The following is a 24,573-nucleotide window of genomic DNA, read 5'->3' on the forward strand; positions in this document are numbered from 1 at the left end:
CCTCCCCGCTCTCGCTCTCTGCTCCCGCTCTTCGCTCTCGCTCTCCGCTCTCGCTCTCCGCTCCCGCTCTCTGCTCCCGCTCTACTTCCGGCGATCCACCGCCACCCACGACGCGAGCGCCACCCCACCCGCCACCGCGAACACCGCAGGCCACGCCCCGATCTTCTTGGCCAACGGATGCGACCCGGCAAACGCGGCCACGTACGCCCCACTCAGCACCGCCGCCGTCGCATTCCCCGCCTTCTCCTGCCACCCCTTGGCCGCCACGGCCCCGGCCGCAGCGAGCGCCACCCCGCCGAGCGGCCGCTTCCTGGTCCAGCGGGCGGTGGCGTAGCCGCCTACGAGCCCGGTTGCTGCGATCACACTCGTCGGTACGCCGGCCATCACAGAAACCTCCACATCAGGGGACAACTGTGACGACCTTACGGGGAGAGTCCATGAGGCTCGGACGATGCTCTCTGTGATGGACCGTGTTAGGCGCGGACATTCCAATCCGGGTGCTGAACGCAGGCGACGAAGTCCTGCCAAGCTCCGCAGGTGAAGTTGAGTATCTGGCCCCCGGGAACCTTCGTGTCTTGGACCAGAACGGTGGATTCGTCGGGCGTCGCCGTCGCTATGCAGTTGCCGCCGGAGCCGTTGCTGTAGCTGCTCTTGTGCCAGACGAGAGGCGCTGTGTGAGTCATCAGATGAGTCCTTGCATCGCTTCGGTAATGAGGGCACTGGACTGCTGCGGACTCAAGGACAGTGCCCGCAAGTTGTCGAATGCCTTTGCATACTGCGCGATGTCGCTGGGTTGCTCCAGATAGACAGCATCTGTCAGGCCATCTCGATAGACGATGCCCGGGTCCTCTTGCTCAGGGAACCCCAACATCGTGTACGCCCCCGTTGCGGGGTAGCTGCCCGAGTCGAACGGCAGCACCTGGACCGTGACGTTCTTCAACTGCGCCACCTTCAACAAGCGTTCGAACTGGGCCTGCATCACCTCCCGGTTACCGATGGCATGCCGCAAGACGCTCTCGTGCAGGATCGCCCACAAATCTGGTGCCTGAGGAGCGGTGAGGAGTGCCTGTCGCTCCATGCGCACGGCGATCATCTGCTCGACGTCGTCGGGGCTTGGCTGGGCCGTAGCGCGGTGGAGCTCCCTGGCGTAATCGGCGGTTTGCAGGAGCCCAGGCACGAACTCGGACTCGTAGGTGCGCAAGCTGCAGGCTGCCTGTTCAAGGCCGACGTACACGGAGAACCAGGTGGGTACGGCGCTGCCGTATGCGTGCCACCAACCCCGCGTCTTGGAGTGCTTGGCAAGGTCCTTGAGGAGTTCGCGTAGCTCGTCAGTGGTGTTGTAGAAGCGGCACAGCGCATCAATGTCTGACGGTTGGATGCGCCCCTGGCCCGTCTCCATGCGGTTGACCTTGGAACCGCTCCAGTCCAGCGACTCGCCCACCTGGTTGCAGGTCAGTCCATGGTCCTCACGGAGCTTCTTCAGCTCGATCGCAAGCCGGCGACGACGAGCGGTGGGCGAACCGGCCACGGCAACTCTCCTTGTTTTGACGGGCGTTCATTCTTGCCGCGAGGGCAGGTACGGGCCAATCACTCGATAGAGCGAATCCCGCTGTGCACATTGCACGAAGGGATGCGCGCTGCCACTATCGCACTCAGGGAACCGAGAGTCATCACGCGATGGCCAGGAGTGACGTCGCGGTCGTGGGCAAGCAAAGGAGTTGGGGCAGATGAATGCCGCCCACCGCATGTCGAGTACGGAGTGGGTCCATCCCTTCACCGCGAGGCCGGCAGAGGTGGCCGAGTTACGCCGTCTGACGAGTCTCTACCTCGAACTGTGGGGACTTTCGGGAGTGGTTGATGCGGCGCAGCTCTGTGTCAGCGAGCTGGCCACCAACGTCATCAACCATGTAGGCGAAGGGGCTGCCGCTGTCCTGTCGGTCATGGTGAGGGATGCGCATCTGCGCATTTCCGTTCGGGATGCGGAGAGTGGCCGGTTCCCAAGGCTCCTTGGTGTCGCGCCTACCTCGGAAACTGGGCGAGGGCTGGGTCTGGTGGCGGCCATGGCGGACCGTTGGGGGGTGACGGCTGCCGCGCACGGCAAAACCACCTGGTGTGAGATCAGCTCATCGTGCATGGCTCAGGTCCGAGATGCGAACGGCCTGCCATCGGGGGCAGAGGTACCGCTGTCTTCCAGTCAAGGCATGCCGGGTCGGGCAGTTCACGGACGGCCGCTGCGCTTCGTTGCTCAGGAGGCGGCGGCTGTCGGTCTCATCGCTGAAGTCCTTCGTTGGTTGCAGGCACAGGGGAGTGATCCCGATACGGTTCTCGACCATGCGCAAATGTGCTTCGAGGGTGAGCGTGGAGTCGTGGGCTAGGTGTGATGATGGGGCGGAACTGAGGGGACGTACCCCCTCTCTCGCACATTGACGCCAGAGAGGGGGTACGGAAGGCTATTCCGCGGGGGCGTTTAGGTGTTCGTGGTGGTCTCGGTGATACGCGAGGTGTTTGGCGTTCACTGTATGCCCGGGCATCTCGCGCAGTTGGTAGGTTCGAGGCTCGGAGCCTCGTTGTGTAACGGACCGGTCATCGTTAATGATCAGCATTCCGAAGTCGAAGGCTGCGTGGTGGTTTGGGCACAGGCATAGAACGTTATCGATCTCATCGGGCCCGTCGTGCGGTTGGCCGAGTGGCTTAATGTGTGCGGCTTCAGCGTAGGCGCCCGTAGGGGTTTCAATGCGTAGTCCGCATACTTGGCAAGTGTATGCGTGGATCTTCTTTACGTAGTCGGCTACCTTGGTGCTTCGGATGATGCGCTGGGTGGAGGTTTCCTTGCGCCCGGGGGTGGAGTTGCCAGTCGGGGATGCGCGCGTGATGTTCTTGGCGGCCTGTTTGTCGGCGGAGCCGATTGCGCGGAGTCTATAGCGCCATACAAGGAAGTTTGATTCGCCGCGTTGGGACCAGCATTCCTCCACTCGGTAGAGGCCGTCGTACCGGAGTCCAGCCGCTGGTGAGTGTCGACGGTCACCGCCCGCGCCGCGGATCACGCGCACAGGCGCCCCAGTGGAGTAGCTGGTGACCAAGGCTGCATTCCCTAGAGTCAGCTCTTGATCTTTGCATTGCTTCTTCGTTTTCTCGTCCCGCCCTCCTTGCCCGGTATAGATTATTTCATCGCCATAGTCTTCATCGTCTTCGTAGCCTCCGGATACGACGATGGACTCGGCGCCGCTGGCTCGCGTTCCGCAGATTCCGGCCATCGTGGGCCGGTGGACCCTTGCTCGTGCCAGCGTTCGTCGCCTCTTGAAGATATCCCCCACCCGTACATGTGGAGGAGGTCCGAAGCCGTCAAATTCGGCCCCAGGGATCCCTGCTTCCAGGAGTAGGAGATCAAGACGATAGTCCTGGAAGTATTGTTCGTGTAGCAGCTTTACTGCATCCCGACACAGATCCTTATCTGAGGCGAGCTGTTCGTACAGCGAGGCCTCCAGTCCACCCTCGGACGTTTGCTCGGCAAGCCCCGCAACTGCGTCCAGATCCCTAGAGTCTGGTGCCTCGTCATTCGTGCTGTGAATCTCCCAGAAGGGGAATTGGCGCAACTCCAGAAAAGTGCTCTCGGGTGTCGGGTGTGAACCTATGGAGTCGTACTCCGTAAGCATGGCCCGAAGGTCGGTCTTTGCCTTGTTCCATGAGGTGAGGCGGTCTGCACCTTCGGCCGCACGGCTGATCGCCCATAGGAGTGCGATGGGCTGATCCCTCGATGGTTCACCGGATGGGCGATGAAGAGGCAGGGAGGCAAGTGCCTCCAAGAAGCGAGTGGCACGTTCCTGCTGGGGCTCGGACAACTTGGTGTTTCCCTCGATCTCGGGTGTGGCGGGAGTGGGTGGACCACTCATAAACCAGGGCTAGTTGCCCAGTACAGATGGTTCGTACACCACTGTCGAGGGGGATACGGGCCGCTGCGGTTAGCAGGCAATCGCTCTGGGGACAGCGGTTGTTGTCGCGCTTGGCAGAGCAGACATCATCTGCGGCGGCAAGGAGAGTCGCCGGAGTCGCACGACTGCTCTCTTGTCACCCACGCATCCACCAACGCCGCCCGCCCCCACTGCTGGTAGTGCCGCAAATGCTGCAGCAAGTGTTGTTCGCGGTGGAAGAAGTCGGGGGACGGGCCCAAGAGATGGGCTCGGCGGCGGTGGAAGGACAGGGTGGTGGCGACGGTGGCGTACTCGGTGACGGCGCGGGCGGCGGCGGGGCCCTGGGTGGTGCGGGCGATGTCGCGGGCCAGGGCGCGGGTTTTGAGGGAGGAGAGGGCGGCGGGTTCGGTGGGGGTGAGCCAGCCGGCGGTGATGTAGGGGGCGAGGTAGCCGCGCAGGGAGAGCAGTTCTTGGTTGCGGGCCCAGATCGCCAGCCAGGTGAGGGCGAGGAGGACGGGGACCATGAAGAGGCCGTAGACGAGGAGGAAGCCGGGGTCGCCGAGGGAGGAGGCGCCGTTCCAGATGGCGTGCAGGAGGACGGCGGTGAGCAGGCCGAGGAGGGCGAGCGTGATGCGGGCGGCGCGGCGCCGGGGGTAGCGGGTGGCGGCGATGCCGAACGCGAGGCCGGTGAGGATCGTGAAGAGCGGGTGGGCGAAGGGGGAGACGATGATGCGGAAGAAGAAGGCGCCGGCGGTGAGGGAGTCCAGACCGGAGTGGCCCATCGACTGGTCCTCGCCGAAGGCGTTGCCCAGGTAGAGGACGTTCTCGGTGAAGGCGAAACCGGTGGCGGTGATGCCGGCGATGACGATGCCGTCCGTGATGCCGTCGAAGTCGTTGCGGCGGAAGCGGTAGAGGAAGAGCACCGCGGCGGCCTTGACCACCTCCTCGACGACCGGGGCGATGACCGTGGCGCCCCAGGCCTCGGCCTCGGAGGGCGAGGCCGAGGCGATATTGGCGGCCAGCCAGTCGGTGGCGAAGCCATTGGCGAGGAGCGCCACCAGGGCGGCGGCGCAGGCGCCCCAGGCGAAGGCGAACGCGAGGTTGCGCCAGGGCTCGGGCTCGACGCGGTCGAGCCAGCAGAACGCCGCGAGGAGGAGCGGCACGGGGAAGACGGCCAGGCCGAGGCCGACCAGGAAGCCTTCGGTGCCGGTCTCCTGGCGGACCATGCCGATGATGATCACGCCGGAGAGCGCGAGCATCGAGACCAGGGCGACGGCGCGGAGGGTGGTGCTGTTCCAGGGAGCCGTCCGGCGGCGGTGCGTGACCGCGTCCTCGTGCGGGTGGGGTGTGTACGGGGGAGGGGCGGGTGCGGACGGCGGGTGCGGGGGCGGCTGGGACGGGTACACCCGTCGACCCTAACGAGCGGCGTTCGCCCTACGCGTCGCGGCGGCGGAAGAGGAGGTCGTGGACGGCATGCCCCTTGTCCAGGCCCTGGCCCTCGAACTTGGTGAGCGGGCGGAAGTCCGGGCGCGGCGCATAGCCGGGGTAGAGGTTTTCGAGCGTCGGCTCGGCGGAGAGGACTTCGAGCATCTGCTCGGCATACGGCTCCCAGTCGGTCGCGCAGTGCACGAGGGCACCGGGCGCGAGCCGGGTGGTCGCCAGGGCGATGAACTCCGGCTGGACGAGGCGGCGCTTGTGGTGGCGCTTCTTCGGCCAGGGGTCAGGGAAGTAGACGCGCAGGCCGGCAAGGGAGGCGGGGGCCAGCATCTCGCGCAGCAGGATGATGGCGTCGCCGTTGGCCACCCGGATGTTGGACAGGCCGTTCCGCTCCGCGAGACCGAGCAGATTGCCCTGCCCCGGGGTGTGGACGTCGCAGCCGAGGATGCCGGTGCCCGGGTCGGCGGCGGCCATCTGTGCCGTGGCCTCGCCCATGCCGAAGCCGATCTCCAGCACGACCGGCAGCCCGTCGAAGAAGGCGTCGAGATCGATACGGGAGAGCCCGTCGATGTCCAGCCCCCAGGTGGGCCACAGGCGGCGCAGCGCATCCGCCTGGGTGGGCGAGACACGGCTGCGGCGCGGCTGGAAGGAGCGGATCCGGCGCTCGTGATGCGATCCGGCGGGGTCGGCAGCGGGGCCGGTTCCGTCGGGGAACATGGGCGCACCGCGGCGCGGGGTGGCGGCCGAGACGGCGGTGGAGCCGAGGCTGCGGGCTTCCTGCGCGTCGGCCTCGTGTGAGGCGGCCTCGTGCGCGTCGGCCTCGTGTGAGGCGGCCTCGTGCGCGTCGGCCACGTGTGAGGCGGCCTCGTGCGTGTCGGCGCCGGGTGCCTCGGCCTTCTGCGGGCCGGTTCGCTGCACGTCGGATTCCCGGGCGGGGGAGACCTGGGCGCCGGCTGCCGGAGCGGCTGCTTCCGCGGCAGCGCTGGCGGGGGTGGCGGGGGTGGTGAGGTTCTCGGACACAGTGCGTCGATTCTACGGGGCGCAGGTTCGGGGGGAGGGGAGCACGGGGCCAGCCCGGGGCCGGCACGGGGCCAGCCCGGGGCCGGCCCGGGGCCCGTACGGAGCCTCCGAGGTGCTTGGCGCTTGCTGAGCGGGGACCGGAACCTTCGCGAAAAGGGAGGTTGGCGCGGTGTGTAGCGGCATGCATACGATGCGGCGCTGACGTGAGCAAAACAAATCAGGGGGTTGGTTCATCGTGTCGCAGGGCGGCCAGGGGTACGGCGGGAACGCGCAGGGGCCACAGCCGCCCGGCCAGGGAGCTCCGGGAGTGCCGCCCGCCGGCCCGCCGGCACCGGGGCAGGCCGCCCCGCCGCCCGCGGGAGCGTACGGACCTCCGGAACAGCCGCCCGCGGGTCCGGGGCAGGTGCCTCCCGGCCCGTACGGGGCCCCGCCCGCCCAGCCCGGGCCGGGAGGCGCGCAGTACCCGCCGCCGATGGGCGGGCCCCAGGGGCCGCCCCCGCAGGGTTACCCCGTGCCTCAGGGCGGCCAGCAGCCACCCCCGCCGTACACCCAGAATCAGGGGCCGATGCCAGGCCAGGTGCCAGGCCAGGTGCCGTACCCCGGTGGGCCCATGCCGCCCCAGTTCCAGGGCGGGCCGGGCGGGCCCAGGCGCAGCGGTGTGCCCGTGCCGCTCATCCTGACGATCGTGATGGTCCTGCTGGTGGCTGCCGGCGTCGGCGGGTACTTCCTCTTCTCCGGGGACTCCGCCGACTCGGGCGCCGCCCGGCCCGCGAACGCCCTGTCGCGGAAGTGGGAGGCGGCGTCGCCCGCGTCCGAGCGCGCGGGCCAGAACGAGAACGGGCTGCGCTCGATGTGGTTCAACAACGACGACATCATCTACGGCGACGGCGAGGGCGTACGGGCCTACAACCGCAAGACCGGCAAGAAGAAGTGGACCGTCAAGACGCCCAAGGGCGCGGGCGAGGTCTGCGCGATGTCCGCGGAGCCCAGTGACGACGGCGTGGGCGCCGTGGTCTTCGACGCGGGTGGCGACGACTGCTCCTATCTCTCCGTCGTCGACACCGACACCGGCCGCACGCTGTGGTCCAAGAACCTTCAGGACGGTCACGGCGCGGAGCACCAGCCGCGGGTCGTGGTGAACAGCAAGGTCGTCGCCGTCACGATCGGCCAGACCTATGCCGGCTTCTCCGTCGGCCGTGGAGCGAGGGTCTGGGAGCTGACCGCACGCGGTCATGAGTGCACCAACTCGGTCGGGCTGAGCCCCCAGTACCTGGCGGTGGTCAGCGACTGCTCCGATGCCAAGCCGCAGAAGCAGCTGTCGCTCCAGGACCTGGAGTACGACAGCATCCATTCGACGGTCACGGGTGAGGACCACGCGATCGTGCGGACCCTCTCGGACTGGCCCCTGACGCTGCTGACGGAGAGCGGCAGCACGGCCGATCCCGTGCACTACATCCAGACCTATACGGACAAGGGCAAGCCGGACCACACCATCCAGCTCTCGGGCGAGCTGAAGGACCTGAAGTTCGAGCCGCGCAACACCTACGTCGACGAGGACGAGCAGATTCTGGTGGCCGGTTACGGTGCCACCAACGGGCTTGCGGCGATGGACATGAAGACGGGCAAGCTGCTGTGGAAGAAGCGCGGCTCGGCGGCCATCGCCGGTGTGAACAACCAAGGCCTGATGATCGTGACCGATTCGCCCGACAGCGGCGCCTCCGCAGTGAAGGAGCTGGTGGTCTCGGTCGGCTTGCGTGACGGCAAGGAGAAGGTGAAGGGCACGCTCTACGAGAAGGAGCACAACCTCCCGGCCCCCAGCGATATGTCGGTGGCCTTGGACAGGGACAACATGCTCTTCATCCAGAGCGAGCGGCTCACCGACAACCGACCGGGCGTGCAGGCCTTCGAGGTGCCGTTCGCCTGACGTCGCCCGGGCGCCGTCCGGCCCGTCACGCCGTCACCGCCACGGATCCGCCGCCTCTCGGCCCCGCCTCTTACCGGAGGAGGGGCCGAGCGGCGTTTTTACGAGAGCGGGTTCGAGCGGCGTTCTTGTGAGCGGAGGTCCGAGCGCCGCTCTGTCATGCGCGGCTGCGCCCCAGCAGCCCCAGCACCCGCCGTGCCACCTCGCGCCCGATGGGGAGCGAGGCCGTGGCGGCCGGGGACGGAGCGTTGAGGACGTGGATCATGCCGGGGGATTCGGCGAAGAGGAAATCGTCGACGAGGGTGCCGTCGGGGAGGACGGCCTGGGCTCTGACACCGGCCGGCGACGGCACCAGGTCCTCCTCGCGGGCGGCCGGGAGCAGGCGGCGGACCGCGTCGGCGAAGGCGGACCGGGACAGGGAGCGGTGCAGTTCGCCGGCGCCGTAGCGCCAGTGGCGGCGGGCTATCCGCCAGGAGCCGGGGTAGGCGAGGGTGCCGGCCAGCTCGGCGGGGTGGATCGTGCGCCAGTCGTAGCCCTCGCGGGCCAGGGCGGGGACGGCGTTCGGGCCGATGTGGACGGCGCCGTCGATGCCGCGGGTCAGATGGACGCCGAGGAACGGGAAGGCCGGGTCGGGGACCGGGTAGACCAGGCCGCGGACGAGCGAGGCGCGTTCCGGAGCGAGGGTGAAGTACTCACCGCGGAACGGGACGATCCGCATACCCGGGGCATCGCCGGCCAGCCGGGCGATCCGGTCGCAGTGCAGGCCGGCGCAGTTGACCAGGGCACGGGCACGGTGGACCGTGCCGTCGGCGCCGCGGACCGCCACCCGGCCGGGGCGGCGGCCGATGGTCGTCACCTCGGTGCCGTAGACGATCCGGGTGCCGGCGTCCTCGGCGAGCCGGGCGAACCGGCGGGCGACCGCGGCGAAGTCGCAGACGCCGGTCGTGCCGACATGGATGGCGGCCAGGCCCTCCACCTCGGGCTCGTACTCGGCTATCTGGGCGGGGCCCAGTTCGCGCACCGGCAGGCCGTGTTCGCGGCCGCGCTGGATCAGGCCGTGCAGCCGCGGCAGCTCGCTGCGGTCCGTGGCGACGATCAGCTTGCCGGTGACCTCGTGCGGAATGTCGTTCTCGGTGCAGAACTTCACCATTTCCGCCGAGCCCTGCAGAGCGAAGCGGGCCTTGAGGGAACCGGGCGGATAGTAGATACCGCTGTGGATCACACCGCTGTTGCGCCCGGTCTGATGACGGGCCGGGCCCGGCTCCTTCTCCAGGACCACGACGCGTGTGCCGGGTGCGGCACGCGTGATCGCGTAGGCCGTAGAGAGCCCGACGATGCCGGCACCGATCACCAGCACATCGCAGTCGTACGCCGCCACTGCACCTCCCCAACCGCATGACCCAGGCTCGCCCGTCGCCGCGGACCTGCGCCTCATCCGCATCATTGCCCGACGACGTATCCCATCATGACGTCCGGCACTGACAATGCCGATCGGACGGGTCGGGGTCCGGACAGGGCAGGGCCGGAGGGGCCGGGATCCGTACGGCGTGCGGGCCCGTACGGCGTCCGGGTCCGGACGGGGCCGGACGCCGTACGGGGCCGGCGTGCCGAGCCCCGGTCGGCCGGCATCCCTCAGCCCGACCCCGGTACGCCCCCGGTATGGCTCCTCGGCGCGGTCCCCCGTCCGGCCCGCACCCCCACGCCCTCGCCTAAGCCGGTGCCGCCAGCAGCGGTCTCGCCCGCTCCCGCAGCTCGACCACCCGGGGCTCATCGCCGTACGGCTCCAGGCGGTGCAGCAGATCGCGGACGTACTCGGTGGTGCGGGCGGAGGAGATCCGTCCTGCCACCTCGACCGCGCGGGTGCCCGCCGCGCAGGCCGCGTCCAGATTGCCGGACTCCAGTTCGGCGACAGCGGAGACGACCAGGCGCAGACCGTGCGAGCGGACGAATTCCTCGGTGGGACGGGAGAGCGCCTGCTCGGTGAAGCGGCGCACCTGGCGGGGCAGCCGCAGATCGCGGTAGCACTCGGCGGCGTCGGCGGCGAAGCGCTCGTACGAGTAGAAGTCCAGCCACGAGGGGTCGGGGTCGCCGCCGCGGGAGCGCTCCAGCCAGCCCTCGGAGGCCTTCAGCGCCACCTCGCAGGCGCGCGCCTCACCGGCTTTGGCCTGCGCCCGCGCCTCGACCAAACGGAAGAAGCTCATGGTGCGGGCGGTGGCCAGGCCGCGGTTGCGTTCCAGGGCCGCCTGGGCGAGGTCGACGCCCTCGTCGGCGAAGCCCCGGTAGGTCGCCTGGAGGGACATCGAGGCGAGGACATATCCGCCGAGCGGGACGTCGGCGGCCGCGCGGGCGAGCCGCAGCGCCTGGATGTAGTAGCGCTGCGCGGCCTCCTGCTGGCCCGTGTCGAAGGCCATCCACCCGGCGAGCCGGGTGAGTTCGGAGGTCGCCCCGAAGAGCGCACGGCCCACCTCATCGCTGTACGAGGCGAGGAGTAACGGGGCCGCATCCACCCGGAGGCATTCCGGGACCATCGAGGAACGCCAGTCCCCGCCGCCGTATTTGGAGTCCCAGCGGCGCGCGTCCTCCGCCGCCTCGCGCAGCTTGCTGACGTCGCTGTGGCCGACGTGCTGCGGAATCCCGCCGTCGCCGGCCGCCGCGGCGTCCTTGTCGCGGGCCTCGGCGGCCTCCCGCGCCACCGAGCTGTCGGCCGGGGATATCAGCCAGCGCGAGGCGGGAGTGGCGTACGCGCTGACGGCGAAGGATCCGGCCAGGCTCTGCCAGATGCCGCCGCCGCCCGCCCGCCGTCCGGCCAGATCGAGACGGTACAGCTCGGTCGCGGAGCGCACCGCGGCGCCCACATCGCGGGGAAATGCCAGGCCTACCTCGGGCGCCGGGTCCGCGTCGGCCAGTCCGATCTCGTGCAGCGGAACCGGCCGGCCGAGCTTGCTGCCGATCGCGGACGCGATCAGATGGGGCGCGGCGCCCTGCGGCACCATGCCCTTGGAGACCCACCGCGCCACCGACGTCTTGTCATAGCGAAGCGTCAGTCCGCGCTGCGCACCGAGGTCGTTGACCCGGCGTGCCAGTCCGGCATTGCTGATACCCGCGAGGGCGAGAACAGTGCCGAGCTTTTCGTTCGGCCCGCGTATATCCCTGGACATGCGCACCCCTCGACACAGCGACGGCCGCCCCGGTACCCCGGGGCATGCGTCCACCCAGAGTAGTTCGCCGGATCCCGACCGTTAAGTGCCGGTGTCCCGGATGGCGAGATTCGTGTTCAAACAGGGGTACGGGAATTGGCATGTGCTCCGGGTACGTGTGCCCGTGCGCCCGTTCGTGCGCGCTGGCCGCCCGTTTCCGGGAGCGCTTCCATGTCTTCTGCGTGGGTCGGCCCGCTGCACTGGATCCAGTGGGCTGGGGGATACCGTCACCTCAATTCCCCGCGGGTGGCGGTCCGGTCCGGGGGGCGCAGCCCGCCTCCCGGACCGTCGCGCAGACCGGTCGCCGGCCGGTCGCGGCCGGTCGTGTCGCCGGTGGACGCCATGCCCGAATACGTCAACTTGGCTGTGTCGTACGGACTTTGGCCGAAAATCGACGGGTGATGATTTCACGCCGCCGCCTGCTCGGGGGACGCCCTGGGGGCCACACGGGGGGCCTCCCGGGGCCGAGGTGACGGAGCGCTCGCGCCCGGGGCGGGGGCCGAGGCGGCGGAGTCCTCCCGCCCGTGCGGGACGTATCCGCGGGCCCGGCTCGCACGGCCGTTCCGTCTGCCCCGCGCCCCCTCCGCTCCGCCGTCCGCTCTGCCGTCCTCTCCGCCGTCAGCGGCCCGCCCGCGGCCCGCCCGCGGGGCTCCTGTGGGGCCCGTCCGAGGGGCCCGTGACGCCCCCGCGGACCCACCGACGGCCCCTCGACCGGCGCACGCGGCGCGAACCGCCCGTATACAGGCCCGCTCCGGCGCCTCCTGCGCGCCCCTGTCATGGCAGCATGGTCGCCACAACAGCTCGGCGACAGCCGGGCAATCCGCTGTACGGGGCGGCCGTTGGCCCCGGCGCACGGGGAATCGGGTGGAGGCGGCCATGCGCTGGTTGGTGGGGTGGAGCAGTGCCGCCACGGGGCCGGCCGGCACGGGGCCGATGGCGGGCGAGGAGAGCCGCGCGGTCCTCCCCGTGGGCGCCCAGCTGCTGTGGGGCGACCCCGATCCCCTCTGGGCGGTCGGCGACTGGCGGCCGGACGAGGTCCGGGTCGTACAGGCCGACGCCGAGACCCGGCTCGCGGTCTTCGGCATCTGCGGAGCCACCGACGACCAACTGCGGGTGGGCCTGTTCGCGGCGCGCGGGGGCGCACTGCGCCACCTCACCACCTGGCCCGGCAGCTACACCGCCGTCGTCCAGGTGGGGCGGCGGATCACCGTCACCGGAGACCTGGCCGGTGCCCGGCCCGTCTTCCACACCCCCTGGGCCGGCGGCACCGCCTACGCCACCGCCGCCCTCCCGCTCGCCGACCTCGTCGAGGCCGGCCTCGACATCGGCCACCTGGCCGCGCTGCTGGCCTGCCCGGACATCCCCGAGGCGCTGGGCGCCGGCACGCCGTACGAAGGCGTCCGCCGGACCCCGCCCGGCCACGCCCTGGTGCTGCGCGGCGGCGCCCGCGACATCACCTCCTTCGAGCCGACCGCCTCGCTCGCCGTCGCCGCCCCCCAACTCGCCCCGGAACAGGCCGTGGACGGAGTCCGCGACGCCCTGGTCGAAGCCGTCCGCGTACGGCTGGCCGGGCTCCGGCACGCCCCCGATCCGGACGGGCTCGACGGTCTCGACCCCGGACCGGTGCCCGGCATGGGGCCCGCCGAGCGGCGCGCGGCGCGCGGGGCACCGGCCCCCGGCGTCGGCGCCGACCTCTCCGGAGGCAGTGCCTCCGGAACCCTCGCCCTCCTGGCGGCCGGTCTCCCCGGCCGTCCCGGACGGCTGGACGGTCACGGCGAACGCCTCCTGGCCGTCACCTTCAACGACCGCGCCACCACGGGCGAAGCGGCCCACCACGAGGCCGAGTTGGAGCGCGCCCGCACCCTCGCCGACAACCCGCGGCTGCACCATGTCGTCGTCGCGGCCGGCGAAGAGGCCCTTCCGTATGCGGACCTCGGCGCGGGCCCGCTCACGGACGAGCCGGGCCCCTCCCTCACCACCGCGAGCCGCCACCGCCGCCGCCTGCTGGCCGGCAGCGCGGACCATTTCGTCGGACACGGCGCCCGTCAGGTCCTCGACGCACACCCGGCCCGCCTCGCCGACCTGCTCATGGACCGCCGCCGGCGCCATCTGCTGCGCCCGGTCACCGCGCTGGCCAAGGCCGACGGCCCCTCCGCACACTCCGTCCTCGTCCCCTTCACCGTCTACCGGGCCGCCCGCAGGCTCGCCCGTACGCCGTACCCGTCCGGCCTCGCCGATACGGCGCGGCGCCTCCTGGAGCGGCAGTTCGCCGACGAGCCACTGGCCGGCGGGGCCGTGGACGCCTCTCTGGCCGCGCTCGCCTGGTGCGGGCCGGGACCCGCGGCGCGCTGGCTCACGGGGGAGGCGCTGGCCGAAGTATCGGTTCGTCTCAGCGAAGCGGCACACCGCTCGCCCGCCGCAGGCCACCCCGGGGAGCGGCGGGCCCGCGCCGCGCTGGCCCGTCAGGCCGCGGACCACCGCGTCTTCGAGCAAGCCGCCGAGATCCGAAACCAGCGGCTGCACGCCCCCTTCCTCGACAACCAGGTGGTGCTCGCCTGCCGCGCCCTGCCGGACACCCTGCGGGTGCAGCCGGGGGCACGGGCCGCGGTACTGCGCTCCGTACTGGCCGGGGCCGGCGTACGGGATCTGCCGCCCGGCTGGGGCGCCACCTCACACCTGACCCAGGCGGCCGCCGTACGCGCCGGGCTGCGCGGCGCCATAGGCGGCCTGGTACAGCTCTTCGACACGCCACTGCTGGCCGATGCGGGGCTGGTGGAGGCGCGGGTGGTCCGCAAGGCGCTGCGGTCGGCGGCGGAGGGGGCGGCGCTGCCGTTGGACGGACTGGCCGAGCTGGTCTCCACGGAGCTGTGGCTGCGGCGGTTGGTGGCGCGGCGCGGGACGTGTTGGACGGGGGCGGGGGCGCCGCGCCAGAAGGCGGTCGCGGGCGGGGTCGTGCCCCGTGCGCGGCTGGCATGAGCCGGTAGCCGGTAGCCGGTAGCCGGTAGCCGATAGCCGGTATCCGGTAGCGGGTGGTCGTAGCCGGAGCGTCGGGGGTCGCCCCGGCCCCTCAACGACAGCTGATCGTCGCCTGCGCCCAGTCCCCCAGCGCCACCACAGCGACGGGCGAGGCCGGCTCGGTCACCAGCCGCAGCGTCTTACGGCCCGTCAGCGGGACGTGCACCGGCACCGCCCGCTGCCCGCCGTGCACCGCTGCCGACCGCCACAGCCGCACCCCGTCCGCGTAAACGGAGAAGCGCAGCGCTCCCAGCCCCAGACTGAGATCGTCGATGCCCGCCACGGCGTCGTACGCGGTGCACCCGCGGTTGAGGTCGATGGTCACCGAGGAGCGCGCGTGCACGCTCGCACCCTGCGCATACGTCGTGCCGGCGATCTTCGGTGACTCCCGCTGCCACAGCCAGCTGCTGCCGAGGGTGCGGACCTCCGGCTTGCTGCCGTCGCCCGTGAAGTCGTGGTCGAGCGCACGGAGCGGGTACCCGGTCGGGGCGGGCAGCGGCGGCTGCGGTGTGGGCTCCGGCGGCGTGGCCTGCGGCGGCGTGGGACCGGGGGCAGGGGGCGAGGGAGGGGCCGGGCGCGGCGCGGGCTGCTGCGGAGTCCGTGGCGGGGCGGGCGCCGGCGCGGGGCGCGAGGTGCGCGTCGGCGGCGACTTCGGGCGCGGCTTCGCGCTGTCCTTCGGGGCCGGTGCGGCACCGGACGCCGGCGGCAGCGCCGACCCCGACGGCCCGGACGACGGCTTCTGCGGCGCGGCCGGGGCCGGCTGCGCGGATCCGGCCCGCGGCTTCGGCGCCGGCCCCGGCAAGCCGGTCAGCGCCAGCGCCAGCACCGCGCCCGCCACCACCGTCGCCCCCACGCCGAGACCGACCTTCACCGCCGCGCCCAGCCCCTTACCCACGGCCGCACCACCGGGACCACCGGCACCCCCGGCACCACCAGCACTTCCCACCGCACCGGCACCACCGCCGCCCGTGGCCGCGGAACCACCACCGCCCGCAGCCGCCGCACCGCCCGCAGCCGCCGCACCGGCACCGGCTGCCGCGCCCGCTCCCGCGGCACCCACCGCCGCGGCCGCCGCCTTGACGGCGTACCCCGCGGCGAACCAGCCGATGACCGCGACCGGCAGCAGCGCCCCGATCCGCTGGTTGACGTCCTCGACCTCCAGCGCGGCCATCCGGCACCGGGCACACGCCTCCAGATGCTTGCGCAGCCCCCGCTCGGCCCGCATCCGCAGCCCACCGCGGGCGAAGGCACCGAGCCGGTCGGCATACCGTGCGCAGTCGCCGCCCGCGGTCAGCGACTGGCTGACATGCGCCTGCAGATACGCCTGCCGAAGGCCCTCGCGGGCGCGGTGCGCCAGTACGGCGGTGGCGTTCGCGGTCAGCCCGAGCAGCGGGGCGACCTCGCTGGGCGACTCCTCCTCGACCGTGGTGTGCCACAGCACCGTCTGGTAGCGCTCGGGCAGACTGCGGAACGCCTGCACGGCCATCGACTGCTCGGCCTCGTGCAGAGCGCGCACGTCCGCGCCCAGGTCCAGGGTCTCCTTGTCCCCCGGCACCCCGGCCGAGGACACCGCGAACACCGCGAAGTCCTCCACCAGTTGCTCCCGCCGCGCCGTCTTCGCCCAGGAGGCGGCGACCCGGCGGACGGTGGTCAGCAGATAGGCGCGCACCGCGGATTCGGGCCCCGCGCCGCCGCGCACCGCCTGCAGCGTGCGCGCGAAGACCTCACCGGTCAGATCCTCGGCGGTGTGCACGTCCCGGCAGCAGCTCCGGGCGTAGCGCCGGACCGCCTCGGCGTGCCTGCGGTACAGCTCCTCGTACGCGCTGTCGTCCCCGGTCCGCAGATTGGCGAGCAACTGGGCGTCGGACGGCGGGATTTCGCCCCCCTCAGGGGCGGCTTCCGGGTCCGCCCGGTGGGAACGCCCCCGCTGCGGCGGCACGCTGGGCCCCGCGTCCGCCGGATGACGGGCGCGATCGTGCCGCTCCGCCGGCCCGCCGACCGGGGCACTCGCTCCCAACGGCCCGGCCTGGCCAGGGAGCTGTCCGGGCGGCGTGCCCCTGGTCCCGTCCACCCCGGCCTCGCCGTCGCGCCGCCCGTCCCGCCCGTCAACACCCATCTTCGAGGCCCCCGAAGCCGCCGTCACACCGGAATACCGCGCCAGCGTGCCACACCGAACCCCCGCGGTTGAGGGTCCTGACCGCCATCCACTCATCCGGGGTGCGCACGCGGACGACCGCACGGACGTTCACCCGTACGAGCCATGCCGCGCATACGCGCCGTACCCTCCGCGGAGCCCTTACGGGGGTGTCCCTGGAAGCCCCAGTACAAGCCCCAGTACAAGCCCCCGTACAAGCCCCCGTACAAGCCCCCGTACAAGCCCCCGTACAGCTCCCGTGCAGTCCCCTACGGGCCGGGCCCGGTACACGCACGCGGAGCCCGTACCCGCCCCAAGGGCGCATACGGGCTCCGCAGTCGCACACGGCACCGTCCCGCGAGTCGGCGCCGTCCCGCGAGTCGGCACCGTCCCGCGGGACGGCACCGTCCAGCCGGCCGGCCCCGCCCGGTGAACCCGGCGATCGGGCCCACCGGACGGCGCCGGCCGCCGGACCTCACTCAGCAGGGCGCGAACGCAGCCCCTCCAGCAGAATCTCCAGCAGTCGCGCGGAGGCGGCCTGCTGGTGGCTGGGTTCGGGCAGCGTGGGCGCGCCCGTGGCGATCACTAACAGAATGTCGGCGACCGTCACATCGGCGCGCAGCTCACCCGCCGCCCTGGCGCGCTCCACGAGCCGCCCGACGACCTCCAGCAGCGCACCGGCGCCCGCCATCTCCTCGGCATCGGCATCGGCATCGGCACCGGCACCATCACCTGCAGTGGCCGGCGCGGCCCCGTCCACCGGGGCCGGCTCGCCCTCCGGGGTGTCGCGCGGGGCGACCAGCCGGAGATCGACCGGGACCCCGTCCGTGCCGGGCGCCATCCGCTGCTGCGGCACCCGCGCCTCGCTCAACCCGTCCGTCAGCCCGTCCGGCATCCGTGGCCCGTCCATGCCGTCCGCCGCCGGTTGCGTGGGCCGGTCGGCGTCCGCGCTCACCCGCAGAATGCCCGGCGGCAGCAGCCGTCCGGCACCCGAGGCGACCGAGGTCCGCAAGAAGCGCGACAGCGCGGACCACGCGTCGTCCTCCTGGCCCAGCGCCGTACGCGCCTGGTCCGTCAGCCGTGAGGTCTCTTCCTCGGCTATCCGGCGGACCAGCACGTCCTTGCTGGGGAAGCGGCGGTAGACCGTGCCGACACCGACCCGGGCCCGCCGTGCCACGTCCTCCATGGGCGCGCCGTATCCCAGCTCGCCGAACACCTCGCGCGCGGCACGCAGCACATGTTCCAGGTTGCGCTGGGCATCCACCCGCAGTGGCGTGCTCCGGCCCCCCGTCCCCGTGCGGGCACCGTTCCTCAGACCGGTGCCGTTGCCGGAACCGGTGCTGTTGGTGCCGTTGTTCCCCTTCACGCTCCCGGCGTCGTCGGCGGCATGCGCCACAGCGACGTTGGTCTGCCAATGAGAGCCCTGAATGTGCATAGTGATCCCCCGGTAATGACGTCTCCCCCCGGAGACTCCCCGCCCTGACAGTCAGGGCGTACCGATGACAGGGTGCACCCCAACGACATATGAACATAGTTGAGCCCGGGTCAAGAATGAAGGGGGCGTTCCGCGCAATGCGCCCCCCGATCGGACCAAGGGGGTTGATCCGCCCGGATCGTGACCCCGTTCTTCCGCCGCCACCCACCCTCTGACCAGGGAACCTCTGCCCGCGCACGCGGAATATGCCGTTCCGTCCCCAGGGCCGCGACCGGTCATACATTTCGACGGGCCTGTGGACAAAGCCGCTCCGGCAGTGCGTCATGGAACAGTGCTGTGCTTTACCCGGGGGCGCAGCTCCCGAGGGTGGCCGCGCCGCCGGCCGCCCGCCGGATCGGTGCCGCCCGGGCCTGGCCGACACCGCGAGGAGAACCTCTGTGAAGACTGTGTCCTCGAATGACGTGACGCGCATTCTCGTTGTCGGTGGTGGCTATGTGGGGATGTACACCGCCCTGCGGTTGCAGCGGAAACTGAAGCAGGAGCTGCACCAGGGCACCGTCGAGATCATCGTGGTCGACCCCGAGCCGTATATGACGTACCAGCCCTTCCTGCCCGAGGCCGCGGCCGGTTCGATCTCCCCGCGCCATGTCGTCGTACCGCTGCGCCGGGTGCTGCCGCGGTGCAAGGTCGTCATCGGCGAGGTCACCGCCATCGACCACGGCGACCGCCGGGCCACCATCACCACCCTGGCGGCGGAGGAGACCGGCAACGGCGCCGTCGAGGTGGAGTACGACGAGCTGGTCCTGGCGCCCGGCTCGGTCTCGCGCGCCCTGCCCGTCCCGGGCCTGGCCGATGTCGGTATCGGCTTCAAGACGGTCGAAGAGGCCATCGGGCTGCGCAACCACGTCCTCGCCCAGCTCGACATCGCCTCCTCCACCCGTGACCCCGCGGTCCGCGACGCCGCGCTCACCTTCGTCTTCGTCGGCGGCGGCTACGCGGGCGTGGAGGCGCTGGCCGAACTGGAGGACATGGCCCGCTACGCCGTCCGGTACTACCACAACATCCAGCCCGAGGACATGAAGTGGATCCTGGTCGAGGCGACCGACCGGATCCTGCCCGAAGTGGGCCCCGACATGGGCCGTTACGCCGTCCGTGAGCTGCGCGCCCGCAATATCGACGTCCGGATGGAGACCCGGCTGGAGTCCTGTGAGAAGCGGGTCGCCCAGCTCAGCGACGGCTCCCGCTTCCCGACCCGGACCCTGGTGTGGACCGCGGGCGTCAAACCGCACCCCATCCTGGCCGCGACCGGGCTGCCGCTGAACGCCCACGGCCGCCTCAGGTGCACCCCCGCGCTCCAGGTGGACGGCGTCGAACACGCCTGGTCCGCCGGCGACGCGGCCGCGGTCCCGGACCTGACGGCCGCACCGCCCGCCAAGCCCGACGAGCCCCGCGCCCTGTGCGCCCCCAACGCGCAGCACGCCGTCCGCCAGTCCAAGGTGCTCGCCGAGAACATCGCGGCGGCGGTACGCGGCGGCCCGGTCCAGGACTACGCGCACAAATACGTCGGCTCGGTGGCCTCGCTCGGCCTGCACAAGGGCGTGGCGCACGTCTACGGGCGCAAGCTGAAGGGCTACCCGGCGTGGTTCATGCACCGCGCCTACCACCTCAGCCGGGTGCCGACCTTCAACCGGAAGGCGCGGGTGCTCGCCGAATGGACGCTGGCCGGCCTGTTCAAACGCGAGATCGTCTCGCTCGGCTCGCTGGAGAACCCGCGCGCCGAGTTCGAACTCGCCGCGGGCACCGGACGCCACAACGAGGCCAGTTGACGCGCCGTACCCCGAAGAGGTGATGTGCCGTCAGCCCCGGGGCGGCGGGATGTTCCGGAGCGCGGAACTCCCTCCCGGCACCCGGGCGCCTGACGGATGTCCGTCCGGTCGGCCACACTGGACGTGTGACCATGGGTGGGCTCGTATCTGCAAAGAGTGACAATCACGAGGATTCTGGACGTTTGCTGCATTCCGCAAAAGGGCGCCGAGAGTGTCCCCAGCCGACCTTTCCCCGGCCGCCGGCCGGGAGGTCCCGCCATGCCGACGGCCCGATCCCGCGCGACGACGCGAAGTAAGAGGTACCCCTCCGTGATCTTCACGCGCTGGAGCGCCAAATTCCCCGGCACCCAACGGCGTGCCGCCGCGCGGTCCGACCGCGCCGCGCCCCGCCCCGCGTCCGGCACGCCGGCCGCACCGCCCACGGCGTCCCCGGCGCCGTCCACCGTGCCCGCCACGGACGACGGCACGCCCGCCGCACCGACGGCCGCGACCACCGGCTCCGTCCCCGCGGCCCGCGCCGAGCACACGGAAGCCACGGCCACCCGGGAACCCACCCCCGTGGCCCTGCCGCCCACGGTCGACGCACTGTCCGTCCACGACATCCTCGGCACCATCCCCGCCCTCGTCGCCGTCGTCTACGGCCCCGAGCACCGCCTCGCCTACGTCAACGGCGCCTACGCCGGCGTCTTCGGCCCCCGTCCGGCCGGCCACACCGCCCGCGAAGCCCTCCCCGAGCTCGGCACACTCGGCCTGCTCCCCCTGATGGACCAGGTGCTGCGCAGCGGCAAACCGCGCACGGTCAAGTCCCGCAAGGTCCCCGGCGGCGCGGGTGGCGACCGCACCCGCGACGGCTACTACACCTTCACCTGCACCCCGATCGAGGTCGCGGCGAGCGGTCCGGCACCCGACCCCGAGGTCGCCTGCGTCGCCCCGCACAAGGGCGTCCTGGTCTTCGGCGCCGAGGTCACCGACCAGATCGAGTCCGCCGAGCGGCTGCGCGCCAGCGAGGCCCGCCAGCGCGAGGCCGCGGTCACCCTCCAGCGCTCCCTGCTGCCCCAGGAACTGGAGCAGCCCGACGACCTCTGTGTCGCCGCCACCTACCAGCCCGGCGGCACCGACGCCGCGGTCGGCGGCGACTGGTACGACGTCATCACCCTCGGCGCCGGCCGTACGGCCCTGGTCATCGGCGATGTCATGGGCCGCGGGGTGCGCGCCGCCGCCGTCATGGGCCAGCTGCGCACCGCGGTCCGCGCCTACGCCCGCCTCGACCTCCCGCCGCATGAGGTCCTGCAGCTCCTGGACGGCCTGGCCGCCGAGATCGACGCCAGCCAGATCGCCACCTGCGTCTACGCCGTCCACGACCCGAACGAGGGCCGGCTAGTCTACGCCTCCGCCGGCCATCTGCCCATCCTCGTACGCGACCCGGACGGCACGGTCCGCCGCGCCGCCGAACCGACCGGACCGCCCCTGGGCACCGGCGGCTGGCTGCACACCTCCGGATCCGTCCCGCTGGGCCCCGGCAGCAGCGCCGTCCTCTACACCGACGGCCTGGTCGAGCGCCGCGACAAGGACATCGACCACGGCGTCGAGGCACTGGAACGCGCCTTCGCCGGCGCCACCGGTGCCCCGGACATCGTCTGCGACCGTCTGCTGCGCTCCCTGGGAATCACCGCCAGCCACGACGACGACGTCGCCATCCTGGTCCTGCAGCACCCCGAACGGACCGGCCACGAAGCCGAGCTCTTCCACAACGCCGCGCTCGAACTCCTCGGCGGCACCGAAGCGGCCCCGCGCGCCCGCGCCTTCGCCTCCGGGGTCCTCGCCTCCTGGCGCTTCCCGCCCGAGCTGCACGACCTCGGCGTGCTGGCGGCCAGCGAACTGGTCGCCAACTCCCTCCAGCACGGCACCCCGCCCATGCGCCTGCGTCTGCGCCGCACGGACCGCCGGCTGATCGTCGAGGTCACCGACGGCGACGACCATCTGCCGCGCCGCCGTCGCGCCGAACCGGCCGACGAGGCCGGCCGGGGCATCTCCATCGTGGCCACCATCGCCTCGTCCTGGGGCTCCCGCCGCACCCCGGGTGGCGGCAAGGCCGTCTGGTGCGAATTCGCGCTGCCCCGCGGATAGCCGTATGCCGTGGCCCCCGGCCGATCGGACCGGGGCCACGGCATGAAGACGCGGCCCCCGTACGGCGCCCGCGCCCGCCCCCGCTACGACACCCGGCCCCCCGGACGGGGGCCCCCGCCCCCCCGGGGGGGGCGCCAGGGCCGTGGGTGGGTATTCCGCGCGCCCGGGGGGAGCGGCTTTGGGGGGCGCCCGGCCCCGCGCGGCCGGGGCCCACGGCATGAAGACGCGGACCACTTACGGCGCCGGCGCCGGCACCGGATACGACACCGGGCACCAGGTACGGGGTACCGGGCGCCGGGCGCGCGGCACCGGATACGGGGCTCAGGCGCCGCAGACCACGGCTTCCGCCTCGGCCGGCACCCGCGCCGCGGGCAGCGAGGCCACCGCCCGGTGCGGATTGTCCTGCGCCGGACGCAGCATCCGCCCCAGCCACAGCGACAACGCCGTGATCCCCAGCGCACACACCACGAGCATCCCGATGTACGCCCCGTACATCCCGTGCCCCACCATCAGCGCGCCCACGGCCGGACCGAGCGCCAACGCCAGCTGCTTGACCAGCGCGAACGCCGAGTTGTACTGCCCGATCAGGGAAGCCGGCGCCAGATCGGCCACCAGCGGAGCCACCGTCGGCGACAGCATCGACTCACCGATACCGAACAGCGCATACGTCGAGATCAGCAGCGTCGTCGCCACCACCTGCGCGCCGTGCACCAGCCCGGACAGTCCGGCGGCTATCCACGCCACCGTCCAGACCACCCCGACCAGCGCCATCACCCGGCTGCGCCGCCGCCGCTCGACCAGCTTGAGCACCACGAACTGCGCTGCCACGATCGCCGCCGTATTGGCCGCGAGCGCGATCCCCAGTCCGGCCGGCGGTATGCGGGTGACCTCGGTCGCGTAGGCCGCCAGCCCCGACTCGAACTGCCCGTAGCAGGCGAAGAACAGCACGAACCCCAGGACACACAGCCACACCATCCGACGGTCGGCGAACATCGCCCGCCAGGCACCCTTGGCCCGCTCCTCGGTCGGCACGGCGTCCTCGACCTTCGGCGACGGCGGCAGCCGTACGGTCGCCACCGCCGCGCCGAGCACCAGGAACATCACGGCCTCGATGGCGAACAGCCGCACAAAGCTCGACGCATGCGCCTCGTCGACCAGCAGCCCGCCGACCAGTCCGCCGACGCCCAGCCCCAGGTTGTTCAGGAAGAACTGGGTGGCGAACGCCCGCGACCTCGTCAGCGTCGTCGAGCACCACACGATCATCGTCGCGAGAGCCGGCTGAATGACCGCTATCCCGGCACCGAGCGCGATGGCCGACGCGATGACCAGCGGCTCGGTCGCGGACAGCCCGATCCCCAGGGAACCGATGGCGGCGGAGACCGTGCCGACGACGGCCACTGGTAGCGGCCCTCGCCGGTCGATGGCGCGACCGGTCAGCGGCAGGACGACCAGCGCGGCCACCGCCAGCATGGCGAGCACCGCACCGGCAGTGCTCGCGCCGAGATCCCGCACCTTCGCCACATAGACGTACAGATACGGAACGGTGAAGCCGCTCCCGAACGCACTCAGTGCGTTCCCGAGCTGGATCCGGCGCAACGCGGCGCCCATCGCGGTGGTCACACTCACCTACCTAGGTCAGGTCATCAAACGGATAAGAGGGACGAACCAACGAGCCGGTACAGACACCAGGGCGAGATCCGCCCGGAGCCGGACAGTCTCACCCTGAAGACTTCAACTCTAAAGTTCGAAGTTAAAGAGTACACCTCGAAGAACTTCAACGCCAATGACTTCCATGTCATACTGCGCCGCATGCCTGAGCCCTCAGATGCGGCCGCCGACGCTGCCGAGCCGAGCCTCGAGGAACAGATCGCGGCCTACCAGCGCGAATTCCAAGACCTCGACCCCCAGGTGGAGCAGGTCGTCTCCGCGCTCCAGCGCCTCAACCGACGGATGAACGTCGCCTACGGGAGGCAGACCGCCACCCTTGGGCTGAGCAACGCCGAGTGGGAGGTCCTCAAGGCCCTCGTGGTCTCCGGAGCCCCCTACGAAATGGGCCCCGGCGAACTCGCCAAGCTCCTCGGCCTCACGCCGGCCGCCATGACCCACCGCATCGACCGCATGGCGAACGAGGGACTGGTGACGCGGGAGCGCGACGAGACCAACCGCGTCCGCGTGATCGTCGCGCTGACCCACGAGGGCCGCGAGAAGTGGCTCGAGGCGATGCGCCTGGCAACGGTCTTCGAGGAAGACCTCCTCCAGGACCTCTCCGGCGAGGAGCGTCAACTTCTCGGCCAGGCCCTGACCCGTCTGCTGCGCCGCGTCGAGGACGCCCAGCCGGACGCCGACGGACGTCTGGGTGACCTTGACTGACGCGAGTTGACACTGCCCTCCCCGATACGTAGTGTTCTCCGAGTTGCCACAGAGCCGGAACGGCCTTGAGGCGACCATTCGCCGCTTCGCGGCACACCACTACTGCACGGCCCCTCACCGGGACCAATTTCGGCATGCCGAAATTCGACCGTGACGTGATTATGCGTCAACGAGGAATTCCGC

Annotated in this window: 17 protein-coding genes; 6 read left to right on the forward strand and 11 right to left on the reverse strand. The window is 71.4% G+C overall.

The genetic code is table 11. The features are described 5' to 3' along the window. Nucleotides 1–81: 81 nt before the first annotated feature. The 3 genes from ACGFR7_RS32725 to ACGFR7_RS32735 all read right to left on the reverse strand — a co-directional run bounded on the left by ACGFR7_RS32725 (nucleotide 82) and on the right by ACGFR7_RS32735 (nucleotide 1,528). Complete coding sequence (locus ACGFR7_RS32725; RefSeq protein ID WP_393326219.1) at nucleotides 82–384, reverse strand: hypothetical protein; 303 nt, start codon at nucleotides 382–384, stop codon at nucleotides 82–84. Nucleotides 385–473: 89 nt separating this feature from the next. After that, nucleotides 474–683 carry a DUF397 domain-containing protein gene (locus ACGFR7_RS32730; protein WP_393326222.1) on the reverse strand — a complete coding sequence of 70 codons (210 nt, stop codon included), beginning with the start codon at nucleotides 681–683 and terminating at the stop codon, nucleotides 474–476. Continuing rightward, entirely contained in the window at nucleotides 683–1,528 is an 846-nt protein-coding gene (locus ACGFR7_RS32735) for a helix-turn-helix domain-containing protein (RefSeq protein WP_393326225.1), read from the reverse strand. Before ACGFR7_RS32735 ends, ACGFR7_RS32730 begins: the two co-directional genes overlap by 1 nt. A 199-nt stretch (nucleotides 1,529–1,727) precedes the next feature. Between ACGFR7_RS32735 and ACGFR7_RS32740 the strand changes: the two genes are divergently transcribed. Next, entirely contained in the window at nucleotides 1,728–2,375 is a 648-nt protein-coding gene (locus tag ACGFR7_RS32740) for an ATP-binding protein (RefSeq protein ID WP_393326227.1), read from the forward strand. Nucleotides 2,376–2,450: 75 nt separating this feature from the next. Here the strand turns inward: ACGFR7_RS32740 and ACGFR7_RS32745 are convergent, their stop codons facing one another. The 3 genes from ACGFR7_RS32745 to trmB form a co-directional block, all read right to left on the reverse strand. Next, the gene (locus ACGFR7_RS32745; RefSeq protein ID WP_393326230.1) at nucleotides 2,451–3,653 is read right to left on the reverse strand and encodes a YDG/SRA domain-containing protein; all 1,203 of its coding nucleotides are present in this window, start codon (nucleotides 3,651–3,653) and stop codon (nucleotides 2,451–2,453) included. Nucleotides 3,654–4,015: 362 nt separating this feature from the next. Next, nucleotides 4,016–5,314, reverse strand: a complete 1,299-nt coding sequence (locus ACGFR7_RS32750) for a PrsW family intramembrane metalloprotease (RefSeq protein ID WP_393326233.1) — start codon at nucleotides 5,312–5,314, stop codon at nucleotides 4,016–4,018. A 28-nt stretch (nucleotides 5,315–5,342) separates the two neighbouring features. Beyond that, complete coding sequence (gene trmB, locus ACGFR7_RS32755) at nucleotides 5,343–6,365, reverse strand: tRNA (guanosine(46)-N7)-methyltransferase TrmB (protein WP_393326236.1); 1,023 nt, start codon at nucleotides 6,363–6,365, stop codon at nucleotides 5,343–5,345. 664 nt (nucleotides 6,366–7,029) lie between these two features. On the opposite strand from trmB, the gene ACGFR7_RS32760 reads away from it, so the two are divergent. Continuing rightward, nucleotides 7,030–8,289, forward strand: a complete 1,260-nt coding sequence (locus ACGFR7_RS32760; protein ID WP_393326237.1) for a PQQ-binding-like beta-propeller repeat protein — start codon at nucleotides 7,030–7,032, stop codon at nucleotides 8,287–8,289. Nucleotides 8,290–8,443: 154 nt separating this feature from the next. Here the strand turns inward: ACGFR7_RS32760 and lhgO are convergent, their stop codons facing one another. Both lhgO and ACGFR7_RS32770 read right to left on the reverse strand, forming a co-directional pair. Beyond that, nucleotides 8,444–9,664 carry an L-2-hydroxyglutarate oxidase gene (lhgO, locus tag ACGFR7_RS32765; RefSeq protein WP_393326239.1) on the reverse strand — a complete coding sequence of 407 codons (1,221 nt, stop codon included), beginning with the start codon at nucleotides 9,662–9,664 and terminating at the stop codon, nucleotides 8,444–8,446. A 331-nt stretch (nucleotides 9,665–9,995) separates the two neighbouring features. Further along, nucleotides 9,996–11,444, reverse strand: a complete 1,449-nt coding sequence (locus ACGFR7_RS32770; protein WP_327225871.1) for an MFS transporter — start codon at nucleotides 11,442–11,444, stop codon at nucleotides 9,996–9,998. A 915-nt stretch (nucleotides 11,445–12,359) separates the two neighbouring features. Between ACGFR7_RS32770 and ACGFR7_RS32775 the strand changes: the two genes are divergently transcribed. Further along, nucleotides 12,360–14,459 carry an asparagine synthase-related protein gene (locus ACGFR7_RS32775; protein ID WP_393326242.1) on the forward strand — a complete coding sequence of 700 codons (2,100 nt, stop codon included), beginning with the start codon at nucleotides 12,360–12,362 and terminating at the stop codon, nucleotides 14,457–14,459. A gap of 91 nt (nucleotides 14,460–14,550) precedes the next feature. On the opposite strand, the gene ACGFR7_RS32780 is transcribed toward ACGFR7_RS32775, so the two are convergent. Continuing rightward, on the reverse strand, nucleotides 14,551–16,614 hold the full coding sequence (locus ACGFR7_RS32780) for a sigma-70 family RNA polymerase sigma factor (protein ID WP_393326245.1): 2,064 nt from the start codon (nucleotides 16,612–16,614) through the stop codon (nucleotides 14,551–14,553). Nucleotides 16,615–17,107: 493 nt separating this feature from the next. Next, on the reverse strand, nucleotides 17,108–18,067 hold the full coding sequence (locus ACGFR7_RS32785; RefSeq protein ID WP_393326247.1) for a TetR/AcrR family transcriptional regulator: 960 nt from the start codon (nucleotides 18,065–18,067) through the stop codon (nucleotides 17,108–17,110). A 446-nt stretch (nucleotides 18,068–18,513) separates the two neighbouring features. On the opposite strand from ACGFR7_RS32785, the gene ACGFR7_RS32790 reads away from it, so the two are divergent. Together ACGFR7_RS32790 and ACGFR7_RS32795 are read left to right on the forward strand one after the other, a co-directional pair. Then, nucleotides 18,514–19,893 (forward strand): NAD(P)/FAD-dependent oxidoreductase, encoded by a 1,380-nt coding sequence (locus ACGFR7_RS32790; RefSeq protein ID WP_393326259.1) that lies wholly within the window; start codon nucleotides 18,514–18,516, stop codon nucleotides 19,891–19,893. Between the two features lie 309 nt (nucleotides 19,894–20,202). Continuing rightward, entirely contained in the window at nucleotides 20,203–22,020 is a 1,818-nt protein-coding gene (locus tag ACGFR7_RS32795) for a SpoIIE family protein phosphatase (RefSeq protein ID WP_393326250.1), read from the forward strand. Nucleotides 22,021–22,341: 321 nt separating this feature from the next. Here the strand turns inward: ACGFR7_RS32795 and ACGFR7_RS32800 are convergent, their stop codons facing one another. After that, nucleotides 22,342–23,640, reverse strand: a complete 1,299-nt coding sequence (locus ACGFR7_RS32800) for an MFS transporter (RefSeq protein ID WP_393326261.1) — start codon at nucleotides 23,638–23,640, stop codon at nucleotides 22,342–22,344. A 189-nt stretch (nucleotides 23,641–23,829) separates the two neighbouring features. On the opposite strand from ACGFR7_RS32800, the gene ACGFR7_RS32805 reads away from it, so the two are divergent. Beyond that, entirely contained in the window at nucleotides 23,830–24,390 is a 561-nt protein-coding gene (locus ACGFR7_RS32805; RefSeq protein ID WP_393326253.1) for a MarR family winged helix-turn-helix transcriptional regulator, read from the forward strand. Nucleotides 24,391–24,573 lie beyond the last annotated feature (183 nt).

It is taken from the genome of Streptomyces sp. NPDC048516, from assembly GCF_043199875.1.
In the GTDB taxonomy this organism is placed as follows: Bacteria; Actinomycetota; Actinomycetes; order Streptomycetales; family Streptomycetaceae; genus Streptomyces.